This window comes from Vibrio sp. T11.5 (genome assembly GCF_027587155.1).
In the GTDB taxonomy this organism is placed as follows: domain Bacteria; phylum Pseudomonadota; class Gammaproteobacteria; order Enterobacterales; family Vibrionaceae; genus Vibrio; species Vibrio neptunius.
This window is the reverse complement of record NZ_JAPPTP010000020.1, coordinates 47,501-71,427: the sequence shown is the minus strand read 5'-3', so window position 1 is coordinate 71,427 and position 23,927 is coordinate 47,501. Positions and strand designations below refer to the sequence as shown.

Genomic DNA, 23,927 nt, shown 5'->3' with positions numbered 1-23,927 from the left:
ATATAAATAAGAGAAGTGTGAATTTAAAGGCGTAGACCCTTGCTTAAAGCCAGTTTGGTTTAATTAAATACTTTTTGTGTATTTCTTGACCAACCATCATTGGTTCGATGCCTTATATTCATTTTTTCTAATTTAAATATCTGACACTAAAACTAAAGTACTAACTTTTCGATTGCCTGTGAGTGATGTCATGCGCTCACAAACACATAATTTTATTACATTCAAAATATCTATATATTGTGCATTCTTTATATATTTTCTATTCGTTTCGCTGGCAAGGGCAGTACTGCTCCCGGCCCGTTTCTTTTCAACGCAATATACCTTAAAACACACGAAAATCGGCTAATGAAAAATCAACTCTTTTGTCTATTCAAAGCTGCGGCGTGTTATCTGTCAAAAACCTCGTTGGTGGCATTAACAATAAGCTTGAGCGTTCAAGCTGATGTTAAAGTCCCGGTACAGGGAAGCGGAGCAGATAAACCGACCGTGATCGCAACTCAATCTAAGTATCTCGTTAAAATAGCTAAAGCCAATGAATATGGCTATTCCATCAATGCACTTAGCGAACTTGACACAAAGGGCAAGGCGCTTGTGCTTGCCAACTCTTATCAGATAAACCCCAAGTTGTCTGGCGCTCCCGCGCAAACTATCGTTCTATCATTGGACTCAAGTAAAGTCGCAGACTTTGCCGAAATTAGAGTTGAAGGTCGTGCAGCTGATGTCATTGTATTAGCACCAAAAGGCATCACCTGTAACGGGTGTTCAGTGGTCAATGCTGAACGCGTGACGCTTGCGACGGGCGAAGCCGTTTATGAGAGCGGTGAGTTAGCAAGCATTGCCCTTTCTTCTGGAGGGATTACGGTTAGCGGTGCTGGTTTCTCAGCGTCACAAAGTAGTTTGGTCGATATTACCGCAGGTCAAGTCATCATTGATGCGCCATTGACCACGAACATGAAAGGTCGTGTGGTGACACGGGCTAACCAGGAGCTAAAGGAGATTGACCCAGCAGGAACTTTGGAAGTATCCAATGGTGATGTGCAAATCATCGTCGGAGATAACACGTTCCGCTACAGCGACCGTCAATCGGATGCCAACTTCAAGCCCTTTTCTGGCAATGCGCTAACTCTAACAGACAACGCTGACATCACAGTCGGTAACCTGCATTTAGAATCGACCTATGAAAATGGTGATATTTCAATCGATGGTCGAATTCGTGCCAACGGCGCTTGGACATATGTTGGGCGATATAACAACCAAAGTATTGTTCCGCTCGAATCAGTCAAGGTTAAGTCGAATGGCAATATCTCACTCTATGACCAGATTATTGTTGCCAACCGAGTGGAGTTGGAATCGACCAATGATATTCGCATTATTCCAGAGGGGGGGGTAGCCGCATTCGGAATTGAGAATATTCGTGGTGCTGAAGTTGATATTGCGGCAGTAGGTTTATTGGAGAACACAGGGTCAATTGTTGTTGAAAGTGCTTACTTGTCAGCTAATCAAGTGGTTAATGAAGGAGATATTGAGGCGTCACGCGATATCTACATCAATGGTAAGAACGAAGTCAAAAACCAGTTTGGCGCTGTTCTAATGGGAGAGAATATTCACTTAAAATCTGAGCGAAGAGTGACAAATGGTTCCCTATATCCTTACAGGCTTGTTCATAACAATAAAGTTAGTTCTCAGTCCCGGACTCGCGCTATTAACACTTCACCTGAGCATCAAGTCGGTGGTTTGCTTTCAGTTCCGCCACCTCCAAGTTCGATGCTGAAGATACCTGTGGAAAGCTTAGCGGCCACAATGTTGGGGCAGAACATCAAAGTTGAAGCTCAAGAATTTATAAACGCAAACCCGTATGAAATATCTAGAGGAGCAAGTGATTTGCCAGAGCTTAGTCTTGATTATTCTAAAAGTAGTCAAGTTCTTGTTTCTGCAGAGTCCACTTTAGATTTACGTCTTACGAGCCGTTTCTGGAATATGTCTTCTATCGCAGAGTCTTGGACGGGAAACACCATTATTACTGCTCCAGTAATCCTTAATGAAAGATACTATATTTGGGCTGACACAGAATTTAGGAAAGTGTTTGCACGAGCACATCCTTTTTGTCGAGGAATATCGGTTCAAGACCTAGAGGTCTACCGTAGACACCTCTTTATCAAAATAAAGCCCCCTTATGGCCCTAAGGCGTGGGCAGCGATCGGACGATGTTACAATACCAAGCCAGACCCTAACCAAACTGTTCGAGAGAGCCATCAGTTTATCCGTGCATTGTCTCCTCAAGGGAAGATTCATTCTGGTAATAATCTCATTTTAAAATCATTTAATTTATATAACGAACACAGCAGCGTTGAAGCGAAAAATGATGTGATGGGTACAGTGAATGTTGTCTGGATGGAAGGTCTAAGTCTGAGAGATGTATGGGAAACGACAACGGTGACTCATCATTCTAGGACTTACTGTACTAGGCGTATCTTTAGAAAATGTATTCGAAGAAAAACCGATCGCTGGACGACTTCCAGAACAGAGCTAACTAAAAATGAAGAGACGGCTAATTACCCATTTGTTTTTTTTGTTGGAGGGCATCTCCATCAAGGCTTTGGTGTGTCAAGTATTAAAGCGCAAGATATAACATATGGACCGTATGCTACTTCTTACCTTCCTAAAGTAGAACCTGCTCCACCAATTAAGCCAAGTAAATATATTCCAATAGTTAGCTCTGGAATTACTTTCTTTGTCCCTAATCCAAATTTCCAAGAATAAAAAGCAGTTGGTTAAAATGAACAAGATAAAAACGCCGCTATGGCAAAAAGTAACTTCTAATACGTTACTCGCAGCGTTCGTTACTCACCTGTCCTTCCCTGTTTATGCGTCGGTGAAAACAAATATTGCGCTCGAAGAAATTAAGGCAGCGGTGGCTTATACCGCACGTTATAACCTGATGGAATCGGTTGACCAATACCTTTACACAGGTGCACTGGAAAGCGATGAATTGGGTATATTCGATGGTTTTACTCACTTCTTCAACTTATTGACTACAAGTAACCCAGAACTTATCCCTGGTTACAGTGCAGAGATGGGCAAACCCGTTGAATTAACAACTTTGCCCGCGCGATTTGGTTCCCCTTATGTTGAACGTGGCATCATTCGCCACCAAATTAGCCAACTTCTCAATAAGAGCTGGATAAGTAAACCAGGCTATTCAAGCTACAACGAGCAAACCCAAAAGCTCTATGAAAATGCCGTGGAAGTGGCTAAAGAGAATGGCTTTCAACTGGGGCAACGCTTGACCGAACAACAAATCGCTGCGTTGACAAGAGATATTGTCTGGCCTGAAATTCGAACGATTGATGGCAAGTCATATTTGGTGCCGTTTGTGTATTTGACGCCAGCAACGATACAAGAGCAACAGTTACTTGAATCGACTTTTGCCGCGAACAGTGCAGAAATCAATACACAAACCTTTGTTGTCAATGGCAGTCGTGTTGAGTTTAAACACGATGCGTTGATTGATGTTGAGCAAGACTTTATCAACACACAAGGACATATCAGTGGTCAAAAATTTACGATTCGTACTGGTCGTGAATTGCAAAACCTATCTGGGACGATTACTGGCGATGACGTCACCCTCATTGCGAATAAACTAACCAACGACACTTTGGTCACACGTTTAGATTATGGCCATGGCTTTTCAGAAACCTTTAACCAAATTGGGACCATTTCTTCATTAGGTAATTTGAATATTTACACGTCGGGAGACGTTGTCAGCCATGGTGGCAGGTTCAGTTCTCAAGGTTCTCTTGAGATAGAAGCCGGTGGCAATATTATTCTTGTTCCTCAGCAAGATAAAGATCAACGAGCAGAATCCGGTGAGCGTTGGTCTGATAGCGAGTCCTCACTCGTTAACCTACAAACCAGCTTGTCGGCAGTCGATACACTTTCACTAATCGCAGGTGGAGAGGTGTTTATTCAGGGCGCAGCTCTGGAGAGCCAGGGGTTGTTGCAGATCCTGGCAGGCCACGGAATTACGCTCAAAAGTGCCGCAGACTTACGTTCTTATGAGAGAAAGTTCGAAGCGGAAAGCGGTGGCATGTTTGGCACCAAGGAAAGCGAATCAGAGAGTGCTACGGAAGCTGAAATTGTCAGAACGCTGCTTAAAGCGGGCCAAAGTATGTTGCTCTCAACTGAGAACGGCAATGTCCTACTGGAGGCGGTAACGATTGACAACAAAGGTATGTCAAAAATTATTGCTGAAAATGGCTCGATTGATTTCGAATTGGCGAAACTTCTAGAAACCTATAGCCATGAACAGTCTTTTGAAGGGTCTTTGTCTTTCCGCCATCAGGGTAATGGCTACCAACGTGAAGTGGCTTACTATTCGGAGTTCATCAACAACGGTGGCTTTATTTTGGATGGTGCCCATGGAGTACGAATCCAAATTGCCTCAGGTTCAAAAAATCTAGATCATATTATTGCCGACTTGGCCCAGAGCCCTGAACTTGCATGGATGCAAGAGGTTCGTAACAACCCTGAATACAGCCACGTCGATTGGGAATCTATCGAGTTGGTGGTTGAAGAATGGGATTATGACCAATCAGGATTAACCCCTGCTGCGATGGCAATTTTGTCCGTTGTAATCGCTATTGCAACCAGTGGTGCCAGCCTAGCAACAACTCCAGGTACAGTGACTGCTGGCGTAGCTCTTGACACTGCTATTGGAGCAGGGATTGCAGCGTTAGAGACACAGATGGTTGCGAGCCTGCTAGCAAACGGTTTTGATATCAAAGATACACTTGAGCAATTGGCGTCTGATGAGTCCCTTACCTCGTTAGCAACGACTATGGTTACAGCCGGAGTATTAAGTGGCTTAGATATTCCGCTGTTTTCAGGTGATGCAGGGGTAAGCCAGAGCATCAATGATATTCTGGGTAACATCGCTAGTGAACCCATTATTAATCAGGCTATCTCTCAGTTGGTAAAGACAACCGTGAATACGGGGGTGTCTGCGATAGCCAATGGACATAGCATCGAAGAATTTGGTGATGCCTTTGTGCAGAGTATTGCTATGTCAGCAGTAATGCATATAGGAAAAGATCTAGCCAATAAAATAGGCATAGCTTCTCGAATACAAGACGGACAAACAGAACCTGATTTTGATACGGCAGCCAAGTATATTGCTCATGCTGCTCTGGGATGTGGGCTAGGCACGGCAGTTTCAAGCATTAATGGTGGTAATAGTAGTGCTAACCAAAATGGCTGTGCATCTGGAGCCGCGGGTGGTGTTATTGGAGAGTACGTAGCTGAAACATATAAAGAGCATATTGGTTATATTGAAGGCGAAACAGAAAAATTTGCAAATGAAACGCTTAGGGCGCTCCAGAAAGAAGATCCACTTTCTGAAATTGATACTGCGACTCTACGGCAAGAACTTCAGCGATTGAAAGCGTTGGGTGTGGATATCGCTCGTTTGTCTGCCGCAATTACAGTATTTGGTTTCGGTGGTAATGTTGATATCGCCTCTTCGACGTCAGGTAATGCCGCAGAGCACAATGCATTACTTTACTGGGTTTCGCAAGGTCTTATTGTGCTTTTTCAAGCAGGTAGTTTCTACGTGACCCTCTTGAGCGTCATTGAACTGCCTGAGCTATTTAAAACGGCAGAAGACTTTGCTAAGGCGTTTAGTTCTGATGATGAAGAGGAAAGAGAAAAAGCTCGTCAAGCACTAGAAAGTGCTGCATATGAGGCGGTAAAAGAGAGGGCTCAAGACTCGATTGTTGATAGAGCACTTTCATTGAGAAAGTGGAAGTCAGCAATAGCGGCAATGACTTCTATACAGCTGCTTGAGTTACTTGAAGGTGAGTATGAAAACCTAGAGTTCACAGATGGTGTAACCGCTGTTTCGAATATTATCTTACAAGTAAAAGGTAATTCGAAAGCTTATTCCCGAATGACAGATGATGCGCGGGTTCGGGGCAGTAATGTAACATCAGCGGGGATTAGAAAGCCAGTTGAGCAACTTACTGCTGCTGACTTCGCGTCTATGTATGCTGATTACAAAAAAATGGCACCGAACGGTAAGTTTGGGCCTGTAGAATTTGAGAAAAACGTTAAAGCAGGGTGGAATTTTAGTAGTGATAGAAAGTGGCATAAAGAGATAACCACAGGATACATTGAGAAACCAGTGTATAAAGACACAGTAATCAATGGCGTAAATACTAAAGAGCGAATCAACCCAATTGAAGTTTGTCGTATCTCAGATTGCGATTCTGAAATAAAAATAGCTGTAGATATAAATGGTGAAAAAAAGGATGTAGGTATAACTGAACTGGGCGCTTATAGAACGGAAGCAAAGCGAGTTAAGGATTTAAATTCAGAGCAATTGACAACTGAGCAACAGGAAGCCTTCGTAAAAGCCAGCACTGAGGTGACTCAATTCAGCCACTCTATCGGTGTTTTAGCGGGGCAGGCTGTCATGCAGAACAAACTTTTCAAAGTAGGTGAGAATGGTGTTACAGAAGTTCGTAAGCTTAAGGCCGATTATCCGGGAAGTTTGCAAACAAATGACCAATTTGACGATGTTTTTCTGATTTCTTATGCTGATGGTCGGGAAAAAATATTCATTCCCGAATATAAAGGGGGGGTTAACCCTTCTGATAGCACACGTGTTATTGACGGTGTGCGTTATGCTCAAGGGCATTACAAGCACTCACTAGATACATTTGAATCTATGAAAACTTTTATCTCAAATGCCTCTAATTCTGGTGCTCTAGCAGGAAGTCGTGAACTTGAAGAGTATGCCTTTACGGTTCAAAAACTGACTGAGCACTATGACAATGTGTCATTTGTTAAGATTACAACCAAGCTTAATAGTGATGGTTCCCTAAAAGAAAATGGAACCCGGATACAGATTAAAGAGAAGGCATTTAAACCAGATGAATAAATGTATATTAGATCATCATGTGATTGAGAACTGTCAACGAAATTGGGGAGATGATTACTCCTCGCTTAAGTTGACGCAGTGGTTAGAACCGTTGATAAGTATGACTCCGTGTAGGGATGATCTTGAAGGGCTAGATCCTCATGAATATCAATTTAGTTGTATTACTCAGCAAGATTGGCACCTTGAAGTATTGGGAAAACGCCTTCTTAAAGGGGAGCCAAAATCGTATTTAGAGTGGCACCTGAAGCTTATCTACCATCTAGGGCAAGCATATTTTCGAATGACATTTAATGCAGGTACGCAGGTTCCAATCAATGTCAACCAGCACTGTTATTCTGCGGTTGGTAAGGTCTACGATAGCGGCTTAGGTTTGGATGATTGGGTTATCTCATTTTCAGCGGCATTAATTCTTCAAGATTACAATGGTGCCTTTGAGCTATGCGAAATGAATGATTCTTTCATTGATGCGGATATTTTTACCGCAAGCTCTGCAGACAAGCAATTTGATAAAGCCATGTTACGGTTATTGAAAGGTGTTTTGCATCCAGAATCTGATATAGAAGCGCTACTGAAGGATGCGGCACAAAAAGTCTTTGACCCTCAGGCGATTGGTTCCACCAGAAAAGGAGTCGATCACAGAGTGGAAGAGGTGCAATATCGCTACTTGCCGTTAATCTCTTTGATTCACGCGATGTACAGTTCTGACAGGGAAACCTTGTACCCAGAGAAACTAAAAGAAGCTCTAGAGGATCATAAAACATACTGGATGAGGGATGAACCACAGCATGATAATGCTTATGTCTCTAAACAATGGATAGCCTTGCTAATCACTGCTCTTGCTTCTTTGGCTTATCATCGTTGGGGGCTTGAGCCATGCGTCGATACTCTATATATGCCAGAGTGGATGGTGAAAGGGGACATAAGTCCTGAATTTAAGAGCAAAGCGGAAGTCTTTAGTAGTAATGTATAATTTCGATTGTTAGAAATGAAATCGAATATACAAGCTGACTAAATGAACCTCTATCACTTAGCCACATCTTTATTAGGTGTGGCTTATTTTTCTTTCAAAATATTATCGAGCGATTCAATCTATTATGAAAAAAATAATCAGTTTCCTATTTTTATTGTCGGCATTTTACTCTCATAGCCTATTGGCTTGGGATGGCATTATACGAGGTAAAATTCAACAAGTGCACGTCACTGAGGCCGAAAATTATGGCTTCCGAGTCATGTTTACAAGCAAAGCCACCTTGTGTGGTAACCAACATACTTGGGCGTACCTGAATAAGTCAGATAGTAACTACGAAACCTATGTCAGTGTACTGTTGTCTGCAAAACATGCGGGTACAGATGTTCTTTTGTATACCAATCAAGACGGTTCTAGCCAAAACTACTGCAAAATTGGCTATGTCATACTTGATTAAATGTACGATGAAATGAAAATTAAACTTTTATCTATGCTACTTATTTTATCAGCTTATATTCAAATGCGAGGTAGTCAGTCTGGTTATCCGATAATTGATCGTATCTGACTTAAGCAATAAATAATTTCTTACTCTATTGATAGTCATATATCAATAGAGTAAGAAAGATTATAAGGACACACACTTTAGTGCCATGAACACTGGTTAAATCAGACAATATCTAAAATTTGACCTATTTTGCTTTCTGGTGTGTGTCCTGAGATTTCCGAATAGTTTGCCTGATATTGATTGCATTCTAGTCGTACTGTAAACCCATACCGCCAGCGTAGTCTGGCGTTATTTTTATCGTTTGCGGAGTTATTGCTTGCCTTTCCGCCTTGGTATTGCACAATACCGCCCCTGACAAGCAATTTTATCAACACCAATCCAGACCCATGCTGTTAATCATCGATAACTACGATTCCTTTACTTACAACCTGTACCAATACTTTTGCGAGTTAGGTGCCGAGGTAAAAGTGGTGCGTAACGATGAAACAGATATTGCAGCGATTGAAGCGATGAAACCCAGCCATCTAGTGATTTCTCCGGGCCCGTGTACGCCTAATCAAGCCGGGGTCACCCTAGAGGTGATAGAACACTTTGCCGGCAAATTGCCAATACTTGGAGTGTGCTTGGGCCATCAGGCCATTGCTCAGGTGTTTGGTGGTGAAGTGGCGCGTGCTCGTCAGGTCATGCATGGAAAGACTTCCCCAATCCGACACAACGGCCGCAGTGTTTTTGCTGGTTTGAATAATCCTCTTACAGTGACACGTTATCATTCATTAGTGGTGAAAAACGGCACGCTACCCGAGTGTTTTGAGCTCACCGCTTGGACGGAACTCGAAGATGGCTCAATGGATGAAATCATGGGCTATCAGCACAAAACGTTACCTATTGATGCGGTGCAATTTCATCCAGAATCGATCAAAACAGAGCAAGGGCACGAGCTTCTCGCTAACTTTTTGCGTCGTTAATACCCTCTGTTGGCATCAGTAAATTCTGACTGGGATCACTTTTTTTAACATTTCTTTCATATTGTTGCGCGCGGATATTATGTGAAAAACTATTCGTAGGCGTTGCCCTGCCTGACTCTCCGCCCTTGTTATTACTATGCTTAACTACAGCTTATCTTTGTTATAAGAATATATTGCTTCATAAAAGCGGTGGCTTAATGCATAAATACTCAAAGCGAATGCAGAACAGACTTTCAGCAGTGAAGTAAAAAGAATAATTCACTATTGAAATGGTTAATTAAATGTAAATACAATGCCGCAATTGCTTAAATGCAAAACAATATGTGCTTTCGTCAAATGAAAGCAAGGATGCAAAAATTACCTGGCATGCGGTATCGAGAGGGAATGTGCAATGACAGTCGAAAATAAAGTAGAACGCGGTTTGTTTAATGAGGTGATGGTGCCTTGTTATAACCCAATGGAAATGGTTCCGGTCAAGGGTGAAGGTGCTCGTGTTTGGGATCAGGAAGGCAAAGAATATATCGACTTTGCTGGTGGTATCGCCGTGAGCTGTCTGGGTCATTGTCACCCTGCTATGGTTAATGCGCTGACTGAGCAAGGTCAGAAGCTGTGGCACCTGAGCAATGTCATGACAAATGAACCTGCACTTCGCCTTGCGAAGAAGCTAACAGAGGTGAGCTTTGCAGAGAAAGTGTTCTTCGCTAACTCAGGCGCAGAAGCCAACGAAGCGGCGCTGAAATTGGCACGTCGTTACGCTGCGGATAAGTTTGGCCCTGAAAAATCTGAAATCATCGCTTTCAAACAAGGCTTCCACGGTCGTACTTTCTTTACAGTCACGGTAGGCGGCCAGGCGGCTTACTCTGATGGTTTTGGTCCTAAACCTGGTGATGTGACTCACCTGCCATACAACGATATTGAAACGCTACGCGAGCACATCTCTGATCGTACTTGTGCCATCATGATGGAGCCACTTCAAGGTGAAGGCGGTATTATTTCTCCAACAGACGAGTTTGTTCAAACGGTTCGCGAGCTGTGTGACAAACACAATGCGCTGCTTATCTTTGATGAAGTTCAGACGGGTAACGGCCGTACTGGCCACTTCTACGCTTACCAAGGTCTGGGTGTTACACCAGATATTTTAAGCACAGCAAAATCGCTTGGTGGTGGTTTCCCTATCGGTGCGATGCTAACGACCTCTGAACTGTCTGAGCACATGAAAGTGGGGACACATGGTTCAACATACGGTGGTAACCCATTGGCCTGTGCGGTTGCAGAAGCGGTGGTCGACATCGTAAGCGCACCGGATACTCTAGCAGGTGTTGCTGAGCGTGAAGCGCTATTCCGTGATGGTTTAACTGCACTTAATGATAAGTACCACATGTTCTCAGAAGTACGTGGTAAAGGTCTTCTGCTTGGTGCGGCTCTGAATGAAGAGTGGCAAGGCCGTGCGCGTGACGTACTGGTTGCAGCCGGTAAAGAAGGCTTGATGGTGTTAGTGGCAGGCGCGAATGTGGTTCGCTTTACACCTTCATTGGTTATCACCAAAGAAGAAATCGCAGAAGGATTAGCAAGACTAGATAAAGCTCTAGCAACGCTAGCTAAATAAGAAACACCTAGTCTAGTACTCATATCGATATAAACGGTGTCATCCTCAAGAGGAAGGCACGACCGAATTGGGGATCTCCTGCATCGCGTTGAGAGATTCCCAATCACGTTCGTTCCTCACTGTAGGGAATGACGAAGTCAAAGTATAAACGGATAACTAATGAGTACTAGCGTTCACGCATCAGGAGGGATTATCGATGCTGGTTGTTCGCCCTATAGCAATGTCGGACTACGACGCGCTGCACACGTGTGCAGTGGAATCGGGTCATGGATTTACATCTCTTCCGGTTAACGAAGAACTGTTAACCAATCGTATTACTCATTCAGAGTACAGCTTTGCCAAAGATAATGTGACTGAGCCCGGTGACGAAGGTTACTTGATGGTTGGTTTCGACAGTGAGACTGGCGAAGTGGCAGGTTGTACTGGTATTGAAGCGTCTATTGGCTGGGATGTGCCATTTTATTCTTACCACATTAGCACCATAGTGCATTCATCACCGAAACTCGGGGTGAACAATGTGGTGAAGTTGCTGACGTTTGGCAATAACTACACAGGTTGTAGTGAAATTTGTACCTTGTTCCTACGCCCGGATTTCCGCGTTGGGCTCAACGGTCGTCTGATGTCGAAATGTCGTTTCTTGATGATGGCGGAGCATCCGCATCGTTTTTCTGAAACGGTTTTCGCTGAAATGCGTGGTGTCTCGGATGATGAAGGTAACTCACCATTCTGGAAATGGCTGCAAGAGCATTTCTTCTCGATTGACTTCACGATGGCAGACTACCTGACCGGTATCGGTAAGAAAGGTTTTATTGCCGACCTTATGCCTAAGTTGCCGATTTATATCAACCTGCTAAGCAAAGAAGCTCAAGCAGTGATTGGTCAGGTGCATGAAAATACTAAACCTGCACTGCGTCTGCTTGAGAAAGAAGGTTTTACGTGCCGTAACTACGTCGACATCTTTGATGGCGGCCCGTCCGTGGAATGTGATGTGCGTAATATTGAGTCGGTCCGTCACTCTTTCCGCGCCAAAATCACCATTGCTGAGCACACCAGCTCGCAAGATTACCTTATCTCAAACACATCGTTTGAAAACTTCCGTGCTGTAGCAACTAAAGCGGCGTACGACCAAGCTTCTGAATCTGTGATTCTGTCGCCGGATGTGGCTAAAGCACTGGAAGTCAATGAAGGCGAATACGTTCGCATGCTGGCTCAGTAATCGAAAGGAATAGAAACATGACACATTGGATTGCAGGCGAGTGGCTTGCCGGGCAGGGCGAAGCAATGAATTCGACCAGCCCATACAACAATGAAGTGATCTGGCAAGGCGACAGTGCGTCTCCTGCGCAGGTTGAAGCGGCAGTCAGTGCGGCTCGACACGCCTTCTTAAGTTGGAAAAAAATGACTTACGCTGAGCGTGAAGCTATCGTGCTGGCGTTTGCTGAGAAAGTAAAAGAAAACAGCGAACAAATCGCTGAAATCATTGCGAAAGAAACCGGAAAACCTATCTGGGAAACACGTACTGAAGCGGCAGCCATGGCCGGTAAGATTGCGATTTCTATCCGTGCTTATCATGACCGTACCGGTGAAGCGACACGCGAAGCCGCTGGCAACCAGATTGTCCTACGTCATCGTCCTTTGGGTGTGATGGCGGTATTCGGCCCTTACAACTTCCCAGGGCATCTGCCAAACGGTCACATAGTGCCAGCATTACTAGCAGGTAACACGGTTGTATTTAAGCCATCTGAGCAAACGCCATTGACTGGCGAATTCGCAATGAAACTTTGGCAACAGGCGGGTTTACCAGCCGGTGTCATCAACCTTGTTCAGGGCGCGAAGGAAACGGGTGTTGCTCTCGCCGATGCAAAAGGCATTGATGGTGTGTTGTTCACTGGTAGTGCCAATACAGGTCATATCCTGCATCGTCAGTTTGCAGGGAAGCCAGGTAAAATGTTGGCGCTAGAAATGGGTGGCAACAACCCTATGGTGATCTCTGAGAATTATGGCGAGTTGGATGCAACCGTGTATACCATCATTCAGTCTGCTTTCATCAGTGCAGGTCAACGTTGTACTTGTGCCCGCCGTCTCTACGTACCTGTTGGTGAAAAAGGCGATCAACTGGTGACTAAGCTGGTTGAAGCGACAGAGAAGATTCGTGTTGATCAACCTTTCGCTGAGCCTGCACCATTTATGGGCCCTCAAATTTCTAAAGCCGCGGCTGACTTTATTCTTAATGCGCAAACCAACTTACAAAGCCTTGGCGGCGTGAGTTTGCTAGAAGCCAAAGCGGGTGAAGCGGCATTTGTGTCTCCGGGCATTATTGACGTGACGCCAATTGCTGATCTGCCAGATGAAGAGTATTTCGGTCCACTACTGCAAGTGGTGCGTTACCAAGGCTTGGAAAAAGCCGTTGAGCTGGCAAACGATACGCGCTTTGGCTTGTCGGCTGGTCTCGTTTCCACCGACGACAGCGAGTGGGATTATTTTGTTGACCACATCCGCGCTGGTATTGTTAACCGTAATCGTCAGTTAACTGGCGCGAGCGGTGATGCACCATTTGGTGGTCCTGGTGCTTCGGGCAACCTACGACCAAGCGCTTACTACGCAGCAGATTACTGCGCGTACCCAATGGCTTCAATGGAAGGGGGAGAAACACTACTACCCGCGACCTTAAGCCCGGGTGTTGAGTTATAAATATATTTTAAGGGTTTCCCTTACCGCCTCCCTTTTAGGGAGGTTTTTAAACGTCACAGGTTGAAGGCTATCTGATCAGATTTCTGGATAAATTTGGTCAGATAGCCTCCTTTATAAAAAATTCAGTCAACAATAAGTATAACTCCGTTAACGTAGACAAACCCAAACAAGGAGGCGTTATGACGCCACAAGTTTTATTCCAGTCGTTATGGAATGACTATATTCAACGCTTATGTCCCTCTGCTGATAACGTTCACCAGCTGCTTCAGGAAAATGAGCCGCTGATCAATGACCACATCGCCCTGCGTACATTTAACGTAGCGCCTTTAGGTATTGAAACACTGGCCAAACCATTTATCGACGTGGGCTACAAGCCATGCGGTGATTATGAGTTCGAAAGCAAGAAGTTAGTGGCGAAACATTTTGAGCACCCAGATCCAAAACAGCCGAAAGTGTTTATCAGTGAGTTAAAAGTGAACGAGTGTTCTCCAGAGCTTCAGGCCATCGTTGCCAAGCTAGTTGAGCAATTGGACACCGATAAACTCAAAGGTCATGAGTTCTTGTCTGGTGGGCGTCTGTGGGATCTGAGTTTTGCTGATTACCAGTTACTAGCAAAAGAGAGTGAATACGCTTCCTGGCTGGCGGCACACGGCTATGGTGCCAACCACTTTACAGTGAGTGTCAATCAATTAGATGCGTTTGAGGAAGTGAAAGGTGTCAATGATCACCTACGTGAAGCTGGTTTTACGATCAACGAATCAGGCGGTGAAGTAAAAGGCTCACCTGACGTGCTGCTTGAGCAATCCTCCACCATGGCAGATAAAGTGCCAGTGACCTTCACAGAAGGGACTGAGATGATTCCTGGTGGCTTCTATGAGTTTGCTAAGCGCTACCCGATGAGTAACGGTGAACTCTACCCAGGATTTGTTGCAGCCTCTGCTGATAAGATCTTCGAGAGTACTAACGGGTAGGAAAATCTGAGAACGGACTTCGTCCTCGGGAACGCTGCGCTTCGAGATTCGGGCTGCGCCCTGGTGAAACAGTCGTCATTCCATAGACCGACGAAGGAGGGAGTAGGGAATCTTTATAGATTTACCTGCTTGTTTGAAGAGATCCCCAACTCGGTCGTCCCTCCCTCTCGGGGATGACATAAGCAAACAAAAAAGCCACCAATGTCTCCATTGGTGGCTTTTAAATTCTTAGCGGTTAATCGAAATTAACGGGTACCGTAAACAACGATTGTTTTACCGTGGGCAGAAATTAAGTTCTGCTCTTCTAGCATCTTCAAGATACGACCTACGGTTTCACGAGAACAGCCAACAATCTGACCGATTTCCTGACGAGTGATCTTGATCTGCATACCGTCTGGGTGCGTCATTGCATCTGGCTGTTTTGCCAAGTTAAGCAGTGTCTGCGCGATGCGGCCTGTTACATCAAGGAATGCCAAGTCACCGACTTTCTGACTGGTCACTTGCAGGCGGCTTGCCATTTGTGCAGATAGACGCATCAGGATGTCAGGGTTAACTTGGATTAGCTGACGGAATTTCTTGAATGAAATTTCTGCTACTTCACAAGGAGATTTGGCACGAACCCATGCCGTACGCTCTTGGTCTTCTTCGAATAAACCAAGTTCACCGATAAAGTCACCTTGGTTTAGGTAAGAAAGGATCATTTCCTTACCTTCTTCGTCTTTAATAAGTACAGCCACAGAACCTTTGACAATGTAGTAAAGAGTCTCTGCTTTTTCGCCCGCGTGAATAAGCGTGCTTTTTGATGGGTACTTATGAATATGACAGTGTGAAAGGAACCACTCTAATGTTGGATCGGTTTGAGGTTTACCTAGAACCATAATATCTCACTTCCTCTGCAGGGTACGCTTGCTACTTTCCATGTTTTAGCTAAGCCTTGAATCAAGACCTACTAGGATAAGAGCACTTTTCAAATGCTGCAAGCCATCTTTGTTTCGGTTTCAAATAGTATCTTTTTTTGAAATCTATTTCTTGATTTTAATCGGGTACATCTTACGATTTTCTACGCAAAAATGTGCACATGATCACGGTATGAAAAGTAATCGTGTTTAGAACGCGAGTCTTAGCCAATTTTTCCGGTTTCAATTAACTGTTGCAAGATAGGGCGAACAATCAGCTCGACAGCGAAACTCATTTTTCCGCCCGGCACCACGAGCGTGTTGTGACGTGACATAAATGAACCGTCAATCATCGCCAGCAGATATGGGAAGTCGACATTCTTGATACCACGTAGGCGAATGACAACAAAGCTTTCATCTAAGCTTGGGATGCCTTTAGCATTAAGTGGGTTGGAAGTGTCGACGGTCGGAACACGCTGGAAGTTGATGTGAGTTCTTGAGAACTGAGGAGTGATGTAGTTGAGGTAGTCGTCCATCGAACGGACAATTGAATCCATCACCGCTTCACGCGAATGGCCGCGGTCACGGGTGTCTCTGACAAACTTTTGGATCCATTCCAAGTTGACAATGGGTACCATGCCGATCAGAAAATCGACGTGCTGAGCGACATTCACATCGCCATCAACGACGCCACCGTGTAAGCCTTCATAAAACAGCACATCAGAGTTTTCTGGCAGTTCTTGCCACGGCGTAAAGGTCCCCGGCATTTGGTTGTATGGTACGGCTTCATCAAAGGTGTGCAGATAACGACGTACCTGACCTGTCCCTTCGTTACCGTATTTACGGAAAAACTCTGCGAGCGCCGGAAAGTCGTTGGCCTGCGGACCAAAGTAGCTAATGTGACGACCTTGCTCACGGGCTTTACGAATTTCGACATCCATCTCTGGGCGAGTAAAACGGTGAAAGCTATCACCTTCGACCCAAGCGGGCTTGACGTTCATCATGTTGAACATTTTGCGGAACGCTTCAGATGTCGTAGTAGTGCCTGCACCAGAAGAACCGGTGACGGCAATGATTGGATGTTTTGCTGACATGACAAACCTTGTCTGTAAATAACTGTCCCTTGTTGCATGTCACTATAACACGCTTTATTGGAAGGGCACGGTATGATGTGTTTTAAATTAAAACTTTTGCTTGAGTTGAATATCGACGGTTTCGTGAAGCTCGGAAAACACCACAACAGCCTCGCCTGATTCGAGCTGGCTTTTTATTTGCTCGACTTTGTCTGGTAGGGATATTTCCAGTTCACCATAGTCAGTGCCCTCGCGAAGGACGAACTCACGAATCAGGTTGTCTAGTGTGTCTGGGTCAATTTGTTGCCATGGAACGATCATAAATACCTCTGTCTTTTATGCTCGAAAAGTTGAGGGCTATTATCCAGAAACCGCCAGACTTTGGTAGTAGGCTGGTAACGCTTCTTCTAACCAGAACCTAGGTTTGAGTGCGCTGCCAGTTAAGAAACCAACGTGTCCACCTTGTTCGAACAGCCGGTAGTCGATATTGTCAGGGAGGACATACTTAGGGATCACCGCATCGGTCATGAAAGGGTCGTCTTTAGCATGGATGATTTGTGTCGGTATGCGAATGTCTTTCAATTTGTGGATACCCGAACAACGTTGATAATAATCTTGTGCATCTTTAAAGCCATGCAGTGGCGCAGTGATCAAGTCATCAAATTCAAACAACTTGGTGACTCGCTTAATGCTCTGGTAAGACACATCGAGTTCGCCTTTAATTAGGTGATGTTTCCGCAAAGCCGTTTTTTTCAACGATGAGAGTAAATAGGTCTTATAAACCTTGGAAAAGCCCTTCTCGATGCGTTCTGAACAAGCCGATAGGTCAAGTGGTGCCGACACTATGGTCGCCGCAGAAAGCAGAGGCGCTTGATTGTACTCAGCTAGATAGTTAGCCAACATGTTGCCACCGAGCGAAATTCCAACGGCGACTTTGGTTTCGTTCGGCACTTGTTGATTGAGCTGCTCAAGGAAGAAACGCGCATCTTCTACTTCACCGGAGTGATATGCCCGTGCTCGGTGGTTAGGTTTACCGCTACAGCCACGGAAATGCATCATCACAGATAGCCAACCTTGCTGAGAAAATGCGTGCATCAAGCCATTGGCATATGGGCTGTAAAAGCACCCTTCTAGGCCATGAAACAAGATAAAAACAGGCTTTTTCTTCGCGTGTTCAGTTTGCCAGTCTTCACTCCACGCCAGATCGAGGAAATCACCATCTGGAGTATTCAGGGTTTGCCACAGTGGTTCAAATAGCGCTTTTTTGCGAATAAATCGTGGCGCTAGAGTTTGCAGGTGCGGATTGGCTAATCCTTTGGCAGCAATAAATTGAGTCATAAGAAAGCCTGTCAGTGGGTGAGGTCATCGATGGATTGGGCAAAAACGGCGTGTAAATGTTCTCCGCCAAGCTGACGACAATATCTTAACGTCAGCGGTTCATCTTGGTTATTCTGTAATTCTATACTATTGATGCAGTCGACCAGATCAGACTGCTGCTGCTTTTCGAGTTGTAATTCGAACTGCAAAGCTTCTCTGTAGAGGGTATCAGAAACATGAGATTTGAGCTTACGGCGCAGGTCGCGATAGCTGTGTAACAAGGTTTCTGAGCGCCCCAAACATTCTTCGACTTTATGCCAGTCTTCATCGAGAAAGGCAGCTTGCTGCTCATCAAGCCATTTCAGCAGCAACAGCAAGTTTACATTGCCTTTGAACTGGTTTTGTAAATTCAGGCACGCATCTTTGACTTCCCTAACACTGTAATATTGTAGGCTGAACTGCCATAAGCGCTCTAGTGTCAGAGATGTTGATGCGTGCTTTGAGCTCATTGACCGTTAAACTCCTGTTCCATCTGCTCCAGCTCTTCCTGTAGCGCCATCCATTCCATTTCGACGTCTTCCAGTTCGGCTTTGGCCTGACTCTGAACGGTTAATATCTGATTAAGTTTAGCTTTGTTTTCCGCTTCATACAGCGAGTTATCAGATAATTGCGTTTCTGCTTCCGCTAATTGATGACCAAGGGTCTCCATCTTAGCCTCAAGTTTAGTAAGTGTTTTGCGTGCAGGAGCGGTCTGTTTACGGAATTCGGCTTCACGACGCTTTTGTTCTTTTTTGGCAGCGGCACTATTGATGTTGCTCTTTTCTGGTTGTGCAGATTGCGCTTCGCGGCGTTCAGCTTTTTGCTGTTCTGTCAGCCACTTGTAGTAATCATTCAGATCACCATCAAAAGGGGCAACCTGACGAGCATGAACTAAGTAGAGATCGTCTGTGGTCGCGCGCAGCAAGTAGCGGTCGTGTGAAACAATCACCATCGCACCTTCGAACGTTTGTAGAGCCAGCGTGAGAGCTTGGCGCATGTCTAAGTCTAGGTGGTTGGTCGGCTCATCAAGCAGTAATAAGTTTGGTTTTTGCCAAACGATCAGAGCCAGTACGAGGCGAGCCTTCTCTCCGCCAGAGAAAGGGGCCACTTTTTCTAGCGCTTTATCACCTTGGAATCCAAAACTGCCCAGATAATTACGTAGCTCAAGTTCGTTTTTATCCGGTGCAATTTGCATCATATGCTGCAGTGGTGTTTCTTCTGGGTGCAGTGTCTCTAACTGGTGCTGAGCGAAGTAACCAATCTTAACCCCCTGTGAGTATGTCAGATCGCCACCTTGAGGGTTCAATTCACGAGAAAGCAGTTTGATTAGGGTGGATTTACCCGCGCCGTTACGTCCAAGTAGACCTATGCGGCTACCAGGAACCAGATTGAGGCGGATTTTTTCTAAGATCAGATTGTCATCATAACCCGCAGAGACCTCATCCATCATAATGATTGGGTTGGGCAACGCATCGGGATCGCGGAATTGGAAACTGAATGGGTTGTCAAGCTGAGCAGGTAGAACTTTTTCCATACGCTCAAGGGCTTTGATACGGCTTTGTGCTTGGCGAGCTTTTGAGGCTTTATAGCGGAAGCGGTCGATATAACTTTGCATATGCGACATTTGCTTTTGCTGCTTTTCAAATTGTGCTTGCTGCAAGATGAGCTTTTGCGCACGCTGATCCTCAAACGAAGAGTAGTTACCCGTGTACTCATTGAGTTGCTGGTTTTCGACATGAATAACACGACCCACGATAGGATCGAGGAAATCACGGTCGTGTGAGATCAGTACGAGCGTGCCCGGATAGTTTTGCAACCAGCGCTCTAACCACATCACAGCATCAAGATCTAAGTGGTTGGTTGGCTCATCGAGTAGCAAAAGATCGGAGCGACAAAGCAGGGCTTGTGCAAGGTTAAGGCGCATACGCCAACCACCAGAAAACTGAGTGAGGCTCCAGCTCATCTGATCTTGGCTAAAACCCAAACCATCAAGCAGTTCTGCGGCGCGTGCTCGAATACTATAACCACCAATGGTTTCAATCTTGCCATGGATTTCGGCGACCAAGGTGCCTTTGTCCTGTTGCTCTGCCGTCTCCAGCTCTGATTCGAGGCGGCGATACTCACGATCACCATCAATGACATACTCAATCGCACTGCGCTCTAGGGCTGGCGTTTCCTGTGCCACCCACGCCATTTCCCAATGAGAGGGTTTGCTGAAGTTACCAGCATCAATAGACAGTTCATCTTTGATTAATGCAAATAGGGTCGATTTACCACAGCCGTTTTTACCGACTAGGCCGACTTTGTCGCCCGGGTGAATGGTCGCTGAAGTTTGGTCCAGCAGTGGCTTACCGCCACGCAGCAGCTGGATGTCAGAAAAGGTAATCATAATCTTGTGCTTTATTCTTGCTCGTATCGCGTCGAATAGTAGGGGGAATGAGATAAAATGTCGATTATTGCGTTATGCTTAACAACAACGTATAACAAACCGATAGCGATAAAATTGTACTTAACACCTATTTAGGTATTGAAAACAAAAGGATGGCAACTTACGGAATGGCTGTAAATGATTTGAATGCTGAGTCGCCTGAAAAACCGAAAGTGTTGGTGATTTATGCTCACCCTGAGTCGCAAAGCTCAGTCGCGAACCAAGTGATGATCAAGAAGACTGCGGCGCTTGAACACGTTACTGTGCATGATCTCTATGCGTATTACCCCGACTTTTTTATTGATGTGGATGCCGAGCAGCAGCGTTTGCTCGACCACGATGTGATCGTTTTTCAGCATCCGTTGTATATGTATTCTTGCCCAGCACTACTTAAAGAGTGGATGGATCGAGTGTTGGGTAAGGGGTTCGCTTATGGAAAAGGTGAAGCGCTTAAAGGTAAACATTGGCGCAGTGTCATTACTACAGGCGGTAATGAGGATGCCTTTGGCAGTAGTGGGTATAACAAATACCCGTTGTCAGAAATTTTACAGCCGTTTGAGTTGACGGCTGCGTTGTGCCAAATGACATGGATTGAGCCGTTGGTACTTTACTGGGCTCGCAATGTCTCTGATATGGACCGCTATCAGCACGCAGAGGCTTATCGCCAATGGCTACTCAACCCGACGATGAACGCAACTTCAGGAGAAACTCATGGCACTTGAAAATGATTTCCTCCAGAGCAGTGTCATTTTTCTAACTGCAGCGGTCGTTGCAGTGCCGTTGGCGCAACGCTTAGGGCTTGGCTCGGTATTGGGGTATTTGCTGGCCGGTATTATTATCGGCCCCTGGGGGCTAGGCCTTATTAGCGATGTGGAAGCGATCCTCCACTTTGCCGAGTTTGGTGTTGTGCTACTGCTGTTTTTGATCGGCTTAGAACTGAATCCCAAAAAGCTCTTGCAGATGAAAGGGCCGATCCTTGGTCTGGGTGGCGCACAAGTCGTGATTACGACGGCGGTACTGGCGAGTGTGACCAATCTCGCTGGCGTCAATTGGCAAACCAGTTTAGTGATTGGCATGGGCTTGGCATTGTCATCAACCGCCATTGCGCTGAAAGTGATCGAAGAACAGGGTTTGGCAGGCAGTGAAGCGGGTCAGTCTGGGTTTGCCGTATTGCTATTTCAAGATATTGCGGTGATACCCATGTTGGCGATTTTGCCTATTCTAGCAGGCAATACTGCAGGGGATTGGCTCGATGCCATGTGGATGCTGGGTGGTGTTATCGGCCTACTGGTCGGCGGTCACTTTCTACTTCGTCCACTATTCCGCTACGTGGTGTTGAGTGGAGTACGAGAGCTATTTACGGTTGCTGCGTTACTGTTAGTGATCGGCATCGCACTACTGATGCAGCATCTTGGCCTCTCTATGGCACTCGGCACTTTCCTTGCCGGGGTTCTTCTAGCAGAGAGTGAATATCGCCACGAGCTTGAGATCGCTATCGAACCATTTAAAGGGTTACTGTTAGGATTGTTCTTTATTGCCGTGGGTATGGCGGTGAACTTAGGCCTGTTAGCCTTGGAGCCTTGGAATGTACTGATGGCGGTGTTCGGCTTGGTTGCCGTCAAGGCTGTTATTCTTTATTTCTTAGCCCGCTTGGCCGGCAGTAAACCTAAAGCCCGCAGTAAGATGGCAGCTATTTTAAGCCAAGGAGGCGAGTTTGCGTTTGTTATTTTTACAGCCGCGAGCGCAGAAGGTCTGTTAGCGCAAGAGCAAACTGCTTTTCTACTTGTCGTGGTGAGTTTATCTATGGTCACTACGCCCCTGCTATTGATGGCACAAAGTAAGTGGTATGCACGTGGCTTGAATGATGATGCGGGGTCGCTGCACACGGATGTAGTTAACCGTGAACCAAGAGTGATTATTGCGGGTTTTGGTCGTTTTGGTCAGATTGTTGGTCGACTAATGTACGCCAACAAAATTCGAGTAACGGTACTAGAAAGTGACGCCAGTCAGATCCAATTACTCAGAAAGTATGGCTATAAGGTTTTTTATGGTGATGCTACGCAGTTAGACTTGCTGCGGGCTGCGGGAGCGGATAAAGCCGAAGCAATGGTGATTTGTACCGACTCTCCCGACGAAATCATGAAGATTATCGATTTGTGTCAGTACCATTTTCCGCATCTTAAGCTTTTGGCACGGGCACGAAGTCGAGTTGAGGCCTATCAGCTGTTGAGCCACGGGGTCGAAAACTACTCAAGGGAGACATTTCTCGGTGCTTTAGACTTGGGTCGCCAAGCGTTAACTGAGCTCGGGATGCACCCCTATCAGGCCAAGCGAGCCGAAGCGCACTTTAGAAAATTGGATAATGCGATGTTGGAAGAATTATTACCTCAGCATCATGAAGACAAGCAATTGGCCATGAGAGCCAAAGAAGCCCGAAAAGAACTGGAAGAAATTTTTGGTCGCGAGATGGAAAAAGATCAGCAATCAAAGAACTTCTGGGATTAAATCCAAATCTTCCCAGAGCATGGCAACCATTCCATTCTGGTGAAGATTTACGTTGTGGAATGAAAAAATGAAAAAAAGATTTATCGCAGGTGCTAGCTGCCCTAAATGTGCTCAGCAAGATACTTTGCGCTGGTGGATAGAAAACAATATTGAGTTAGTTGAGTGTGTAGAGTGTGAGTATCAGGAGCAGCGTAAACCGCAATCTGTAGAGAAAACCGAACACTCCCAACAAGAGATGATTGGTATTTTTAAGCCAGATTGATTGAGTTTCTTTATTTGATCCCCATAATATCCGGCATAGAAAATTGTTATTCGGAGCAACTCAATTGCTCCGTTTCTTTATCTCCTTGGAGTCATTATGAAAATTGAAAAGAATGTAGTAGTAAGCCTTGCTTACCAGGTTAAGCTGGAAGATGGTGCTGTGGTTGATCAATCAACAGCAGAAGCGCCACTGGATTACCTACACGGCAACAACAACCTGATCACAGGTCTTGAGACTGCACTGGAAGGTAAGGAAGCGGGCGCTCAGTTCTCAGTAACCGTGTCTCCAGAAGAGGCTTACGGTGATCACAACGACGCACTTGTTCAACGTGTACCTGCGAATGTATTCCAAGGTGTTGATGAGATTGAAGTGGGTATGCGTTTCCTTGCAGATACTGACCAAGGTCCAATCCCTGTGGAAGTGACAGAAGTGGACGGCGACGAAGTGGTGGTGGATGGCAACCATATGCTTGCGGGTCAGACTCTGACTTTCGATGTTGAAGTTGTAGCGGTACGTGAAGCGACAGCAGATGAAATTGAACACGGTCATGTTCACCAAGCTGATGGTTGTGGTCACGACCACGATCACGAAGATGGTTGCTGTGGTGGCGAAGGCCATGATCACAGCGAAGAGAAGAAAGATGGCTGCTGCGGTGGCGGTAGCTGTGGTTCTCACTAATCCGTTAGCTTATAGCTAGATAGTAAAAGGCGTTTCCCGCTGTACGGGAAACGCCTTTTTGTTATTAACTTATCAGTCAACTCGTTG

Annotated in this window: 19 protein-coding genes; 13 read left to right on the top strand and 6 right to left on the bottom strand. The window is 45.4% G+C overall.

The features are described 5' to 3' along the window. Nucleotides 1–345: 345 nt before the first annotated feature. The 9 genes from OH455_RS17800 (at nucleotide 346) to OH455_RS17760 (ending at nucleotide 14,642) form a co-directional block, all read left to right on the top strand. The gene (locus OH455_RS17800) at nucleotides 346–2,760 is read left to right on the top strand and encodes a two-partner secretion domain-containing protein (protein ID WP_269982279.1); all 2,415 of its coding nucleotides are present in this window, start codon (nucleotides 346–348) and stop codon (nucleotides 2,758–2,760) included. 16 nt (nucleotides 2,761–2,776) lie between these two features. Then, nucleotides 2,777–6,937 (top strand): DUF637 domain-containing protein, encoded by a 4,161-nt coding sequence (locus OH455_RS17795; RefSeq protein ID WP_269982278.1) that lies wholly within the window; start codon nucleotides 2,777–2,779, stop codon nucleotides 6,935–6,937. After that, complete coding sequence (locus OH455_RS17790) at nucleotides 6,930–7,907, top strand: Imm49 family immunity protein (protein ID WP_269982277.1); 978 nt, start codon at nucleotides 6,930–6,932, stop codon at nucleotides 7,905–7,907. Before OH455_RS17795 ends, OH455_RS17790 begins: the two co-directional genes overlap by 8 nt. 124 nt (nucleotides 7,908–8,031) lie before the next feature. Beyond that, nucleotides 8,032–8,361, top strand: a complete 330-nt coding sequence (locus tag OH455_RS17785) for a hypothetical protein (RefSeq protein ID WP_206372243.1) — start codon at nucleotides 8,032–8,034, stop codon at nucleotides 8,359–8,361. Nucleotides 8,362–8,795: 434 nt separating this feature from the next. Next, nucleotides 8,796–9,374, top strand: a complete 579-nt coding sequence (locus OH455_RS17780) for an aminodeoxychorismate/anthranilate synthase component II (protein ID WP_269982276.1) — start codon at nucleotides 8,796–8,798, stop codon at nucleotides 9,372–9,374. Between the two features lie 391 nt (nucleotides 9,375–9,765). Further along, nucleotides 9,766–10,980, top strand: coding sequence for an aspartate aminotransferase family protein (locus OH455_RS17775; RefSeq protein ID WP_045977349.1), 1,215 nt, complete (start codon nucleotides 9,766–9,768; stop codon nucleotides 10,978–10,980). A 196-nt stretch (nucleotides 10,981–11,176) separates the two neighbouring features. Beyond that, nucleotides 11,177–12,196, top strand: coding sequence for an arginine N-succinyltransferase (gene astA / locus OH455_RS17770; RefSeq protein ID WP_045977350.1), 1,020 nt, complete (start codon nucleotides 11,177–11,179; stop codon nucleotides 12,194–12,196). Nucleotides 12,197–12,213: 17 nt separating this feature from the next. After that, the gene (astD, locus tag OH455_RS17765) at nucleotides 12,214–13,671 is read left to right on the top strand and encodes a succinylglutamate-semialdehyde dehydrogenase (protein WP_269982275.1); all 1,458 of its coding nucleotides are present in this window, start codon (nucleotides 12,214–12,216) and stop codon (nucleotides 13,669–13,671) included. Nucleotides 13,672–13,850: 179 nt separating this feature from the next. Then, nucleotides 13,851–14,642 carry a DUF1338 domain-containing protein gene (locus tag OH455_RS17760; protein ID WP_045977352.1) on the top strand — a complete coding sequence of 264 codons (792 nt, stop codon included), beginning with the start codon at nucleotides 13,851–13,853 and terminating at the stop codon, nucleotides 14,640–14,642. A 245-nt stretch (nucleotides 14,643–14,887) separates the two neighbouring features. Here OH455_RS17760 and crp read toward each other — a convergent pair whose 3' ends face one another. The 6 genes from crp to OH455_RS17730 all read right to left on the bottom strand — a co-directional run bounded on the left by crp (nucleotide 14,888) and on the right by OH455_RS17730 (nucleotide 20,356). Beyond that, the gene (gene crp / locus OH455_RS17755; protein WP_004410522.1) at nucleotides 14,888–15,520 is read right to left on the bottom strand and encodes a cAMP-activated global transcriptional regulator CRP; all 633 of its coding nucleotides are present in this window, start codon (nucleotides 15,518–15,520) and stop codon (nucleotides 14,888–14,890) included. Between the two features lie 242 nt (nucleotides 15,521–15,762). Further along, nucleotides 15,763–16,632, bottom strand: coding sequence for a phosphoribulokinase (locus OH455_RS17750; protein ID WP_019276788.1), 870 nt, complete (start codon nucleotides 16,630–16,632; stop codon nucleotides 15,763–15,765). Nucleotides 16,633–16,719: 87 nt separating this feature from the next. Beyond that, complete coding sequence (locus OH455_RS17745; protein WP_045977353.1) at nucleotides 16,720–16,932, bottom strand: YheU family protein; 213 nt, start codon at nucleotides 16,930–16,932, stop codon at nucleotides 16,720–16,722. A 39-nt stretch (nucleotides 16,933–16,971) separates the two neighbouring features. Continuing rightward, a complete protein-coding gene (locus OH455_RS17740) occupies nucleotides 16,972–17,949 on the bottom strand; it encodes a hydrolase (RefSeq protein ID WP_206371595.1) in 978 nt (325 codons plus the stop codon). A gap of 11 nt (nucleotides 17,950–17,960) precedes the next feature. After that, nucleotides 17,961–18,437 (bottom strand): TIGR02444 family protein, encoded by a 477-nt coding sequence (locus tag OH455_RS17735; protein WP_269982274.1) that lies wholly within the window; start codon nucleotides 18,435–18,437, stop codon nucleotides 17,961–17,963. Beyond that, entirely contained in the window at nucleotides 18,434–20,356 is a 1,923-nt protein-coding gene (locus OH455_RS17730) for an ABC transporter ATP-binding protein (protein ID WP_269982273.1), read from the bottom strand. The genes OH455_RS17735 and OH455_RS17730 overlap by 4 nt, the downstream gene beginning before the upstream one ends. Nucleotides 20,357–20,523: 167 nt before the next feature. Here OH455_RS17730 and kefG point away from each other — a divergent pair, with 167 nt between their 5' ends. The 4 genes from kefG to slyD all read left to right on the top strand — a co-directional run bounded on the left by kefG (nucleotide 20,524) and on the right by slyD (nucleotide 23,840). Next, nucleotides 20,524–21,117, top strand: a complete 594-nt coding sequence (gene kefG / locus OH455_RS17725) for a glutathione-regulated potassium-efflux system ancillary protein KefG (RefSeq protein ID WP_422636376.1) — start codon at nucleotides 20,524–20,526, stop codon at nucleotides 21,115–21,117. Then, nucleotides 21,107–22,900, top strand: coding sequence for a glutathione-regulated potassium-efflux system protein KefB (kefB, locus tag OH455_RS17720; protein ID WP_269982272.1), 1,794 nt, complete (start codon nucleotides 21,107–21,109; stop codon nucleotides 22,898–22,900). Before kefG ends, kefB begins: the two co-directional genes overlap by 11 nt. Nucleotides 22,901–22,967: 67 nt before the next feature. Next, nucleotides 22,968–23,162, top strand: a complete 195-nt coding sequence (locus OH455_RS17715) for a YheV family putative zinc ribbon protein (protein ID WP_045977359.1) — start codon at nucleotides 22,968–22,970, stop codon at nucleotides 23,160–23,162. 96 nt (nucleotides 23,163–23,258) lie between these two features. Next, nucleotides 23,259–23,840, top strand: a complete 582-nt coding sequence (gene slyD / locus OH455_RS17710) for a peptidylprolyl isomerase (RefSeq protein WP_269982271.1) — start codon at nucleotides 23,259–23,261, stop codon at nucleotides 23,838–23,840. Nucleotides 23,841–23,927: the final 87 nt, after the last annotated feature.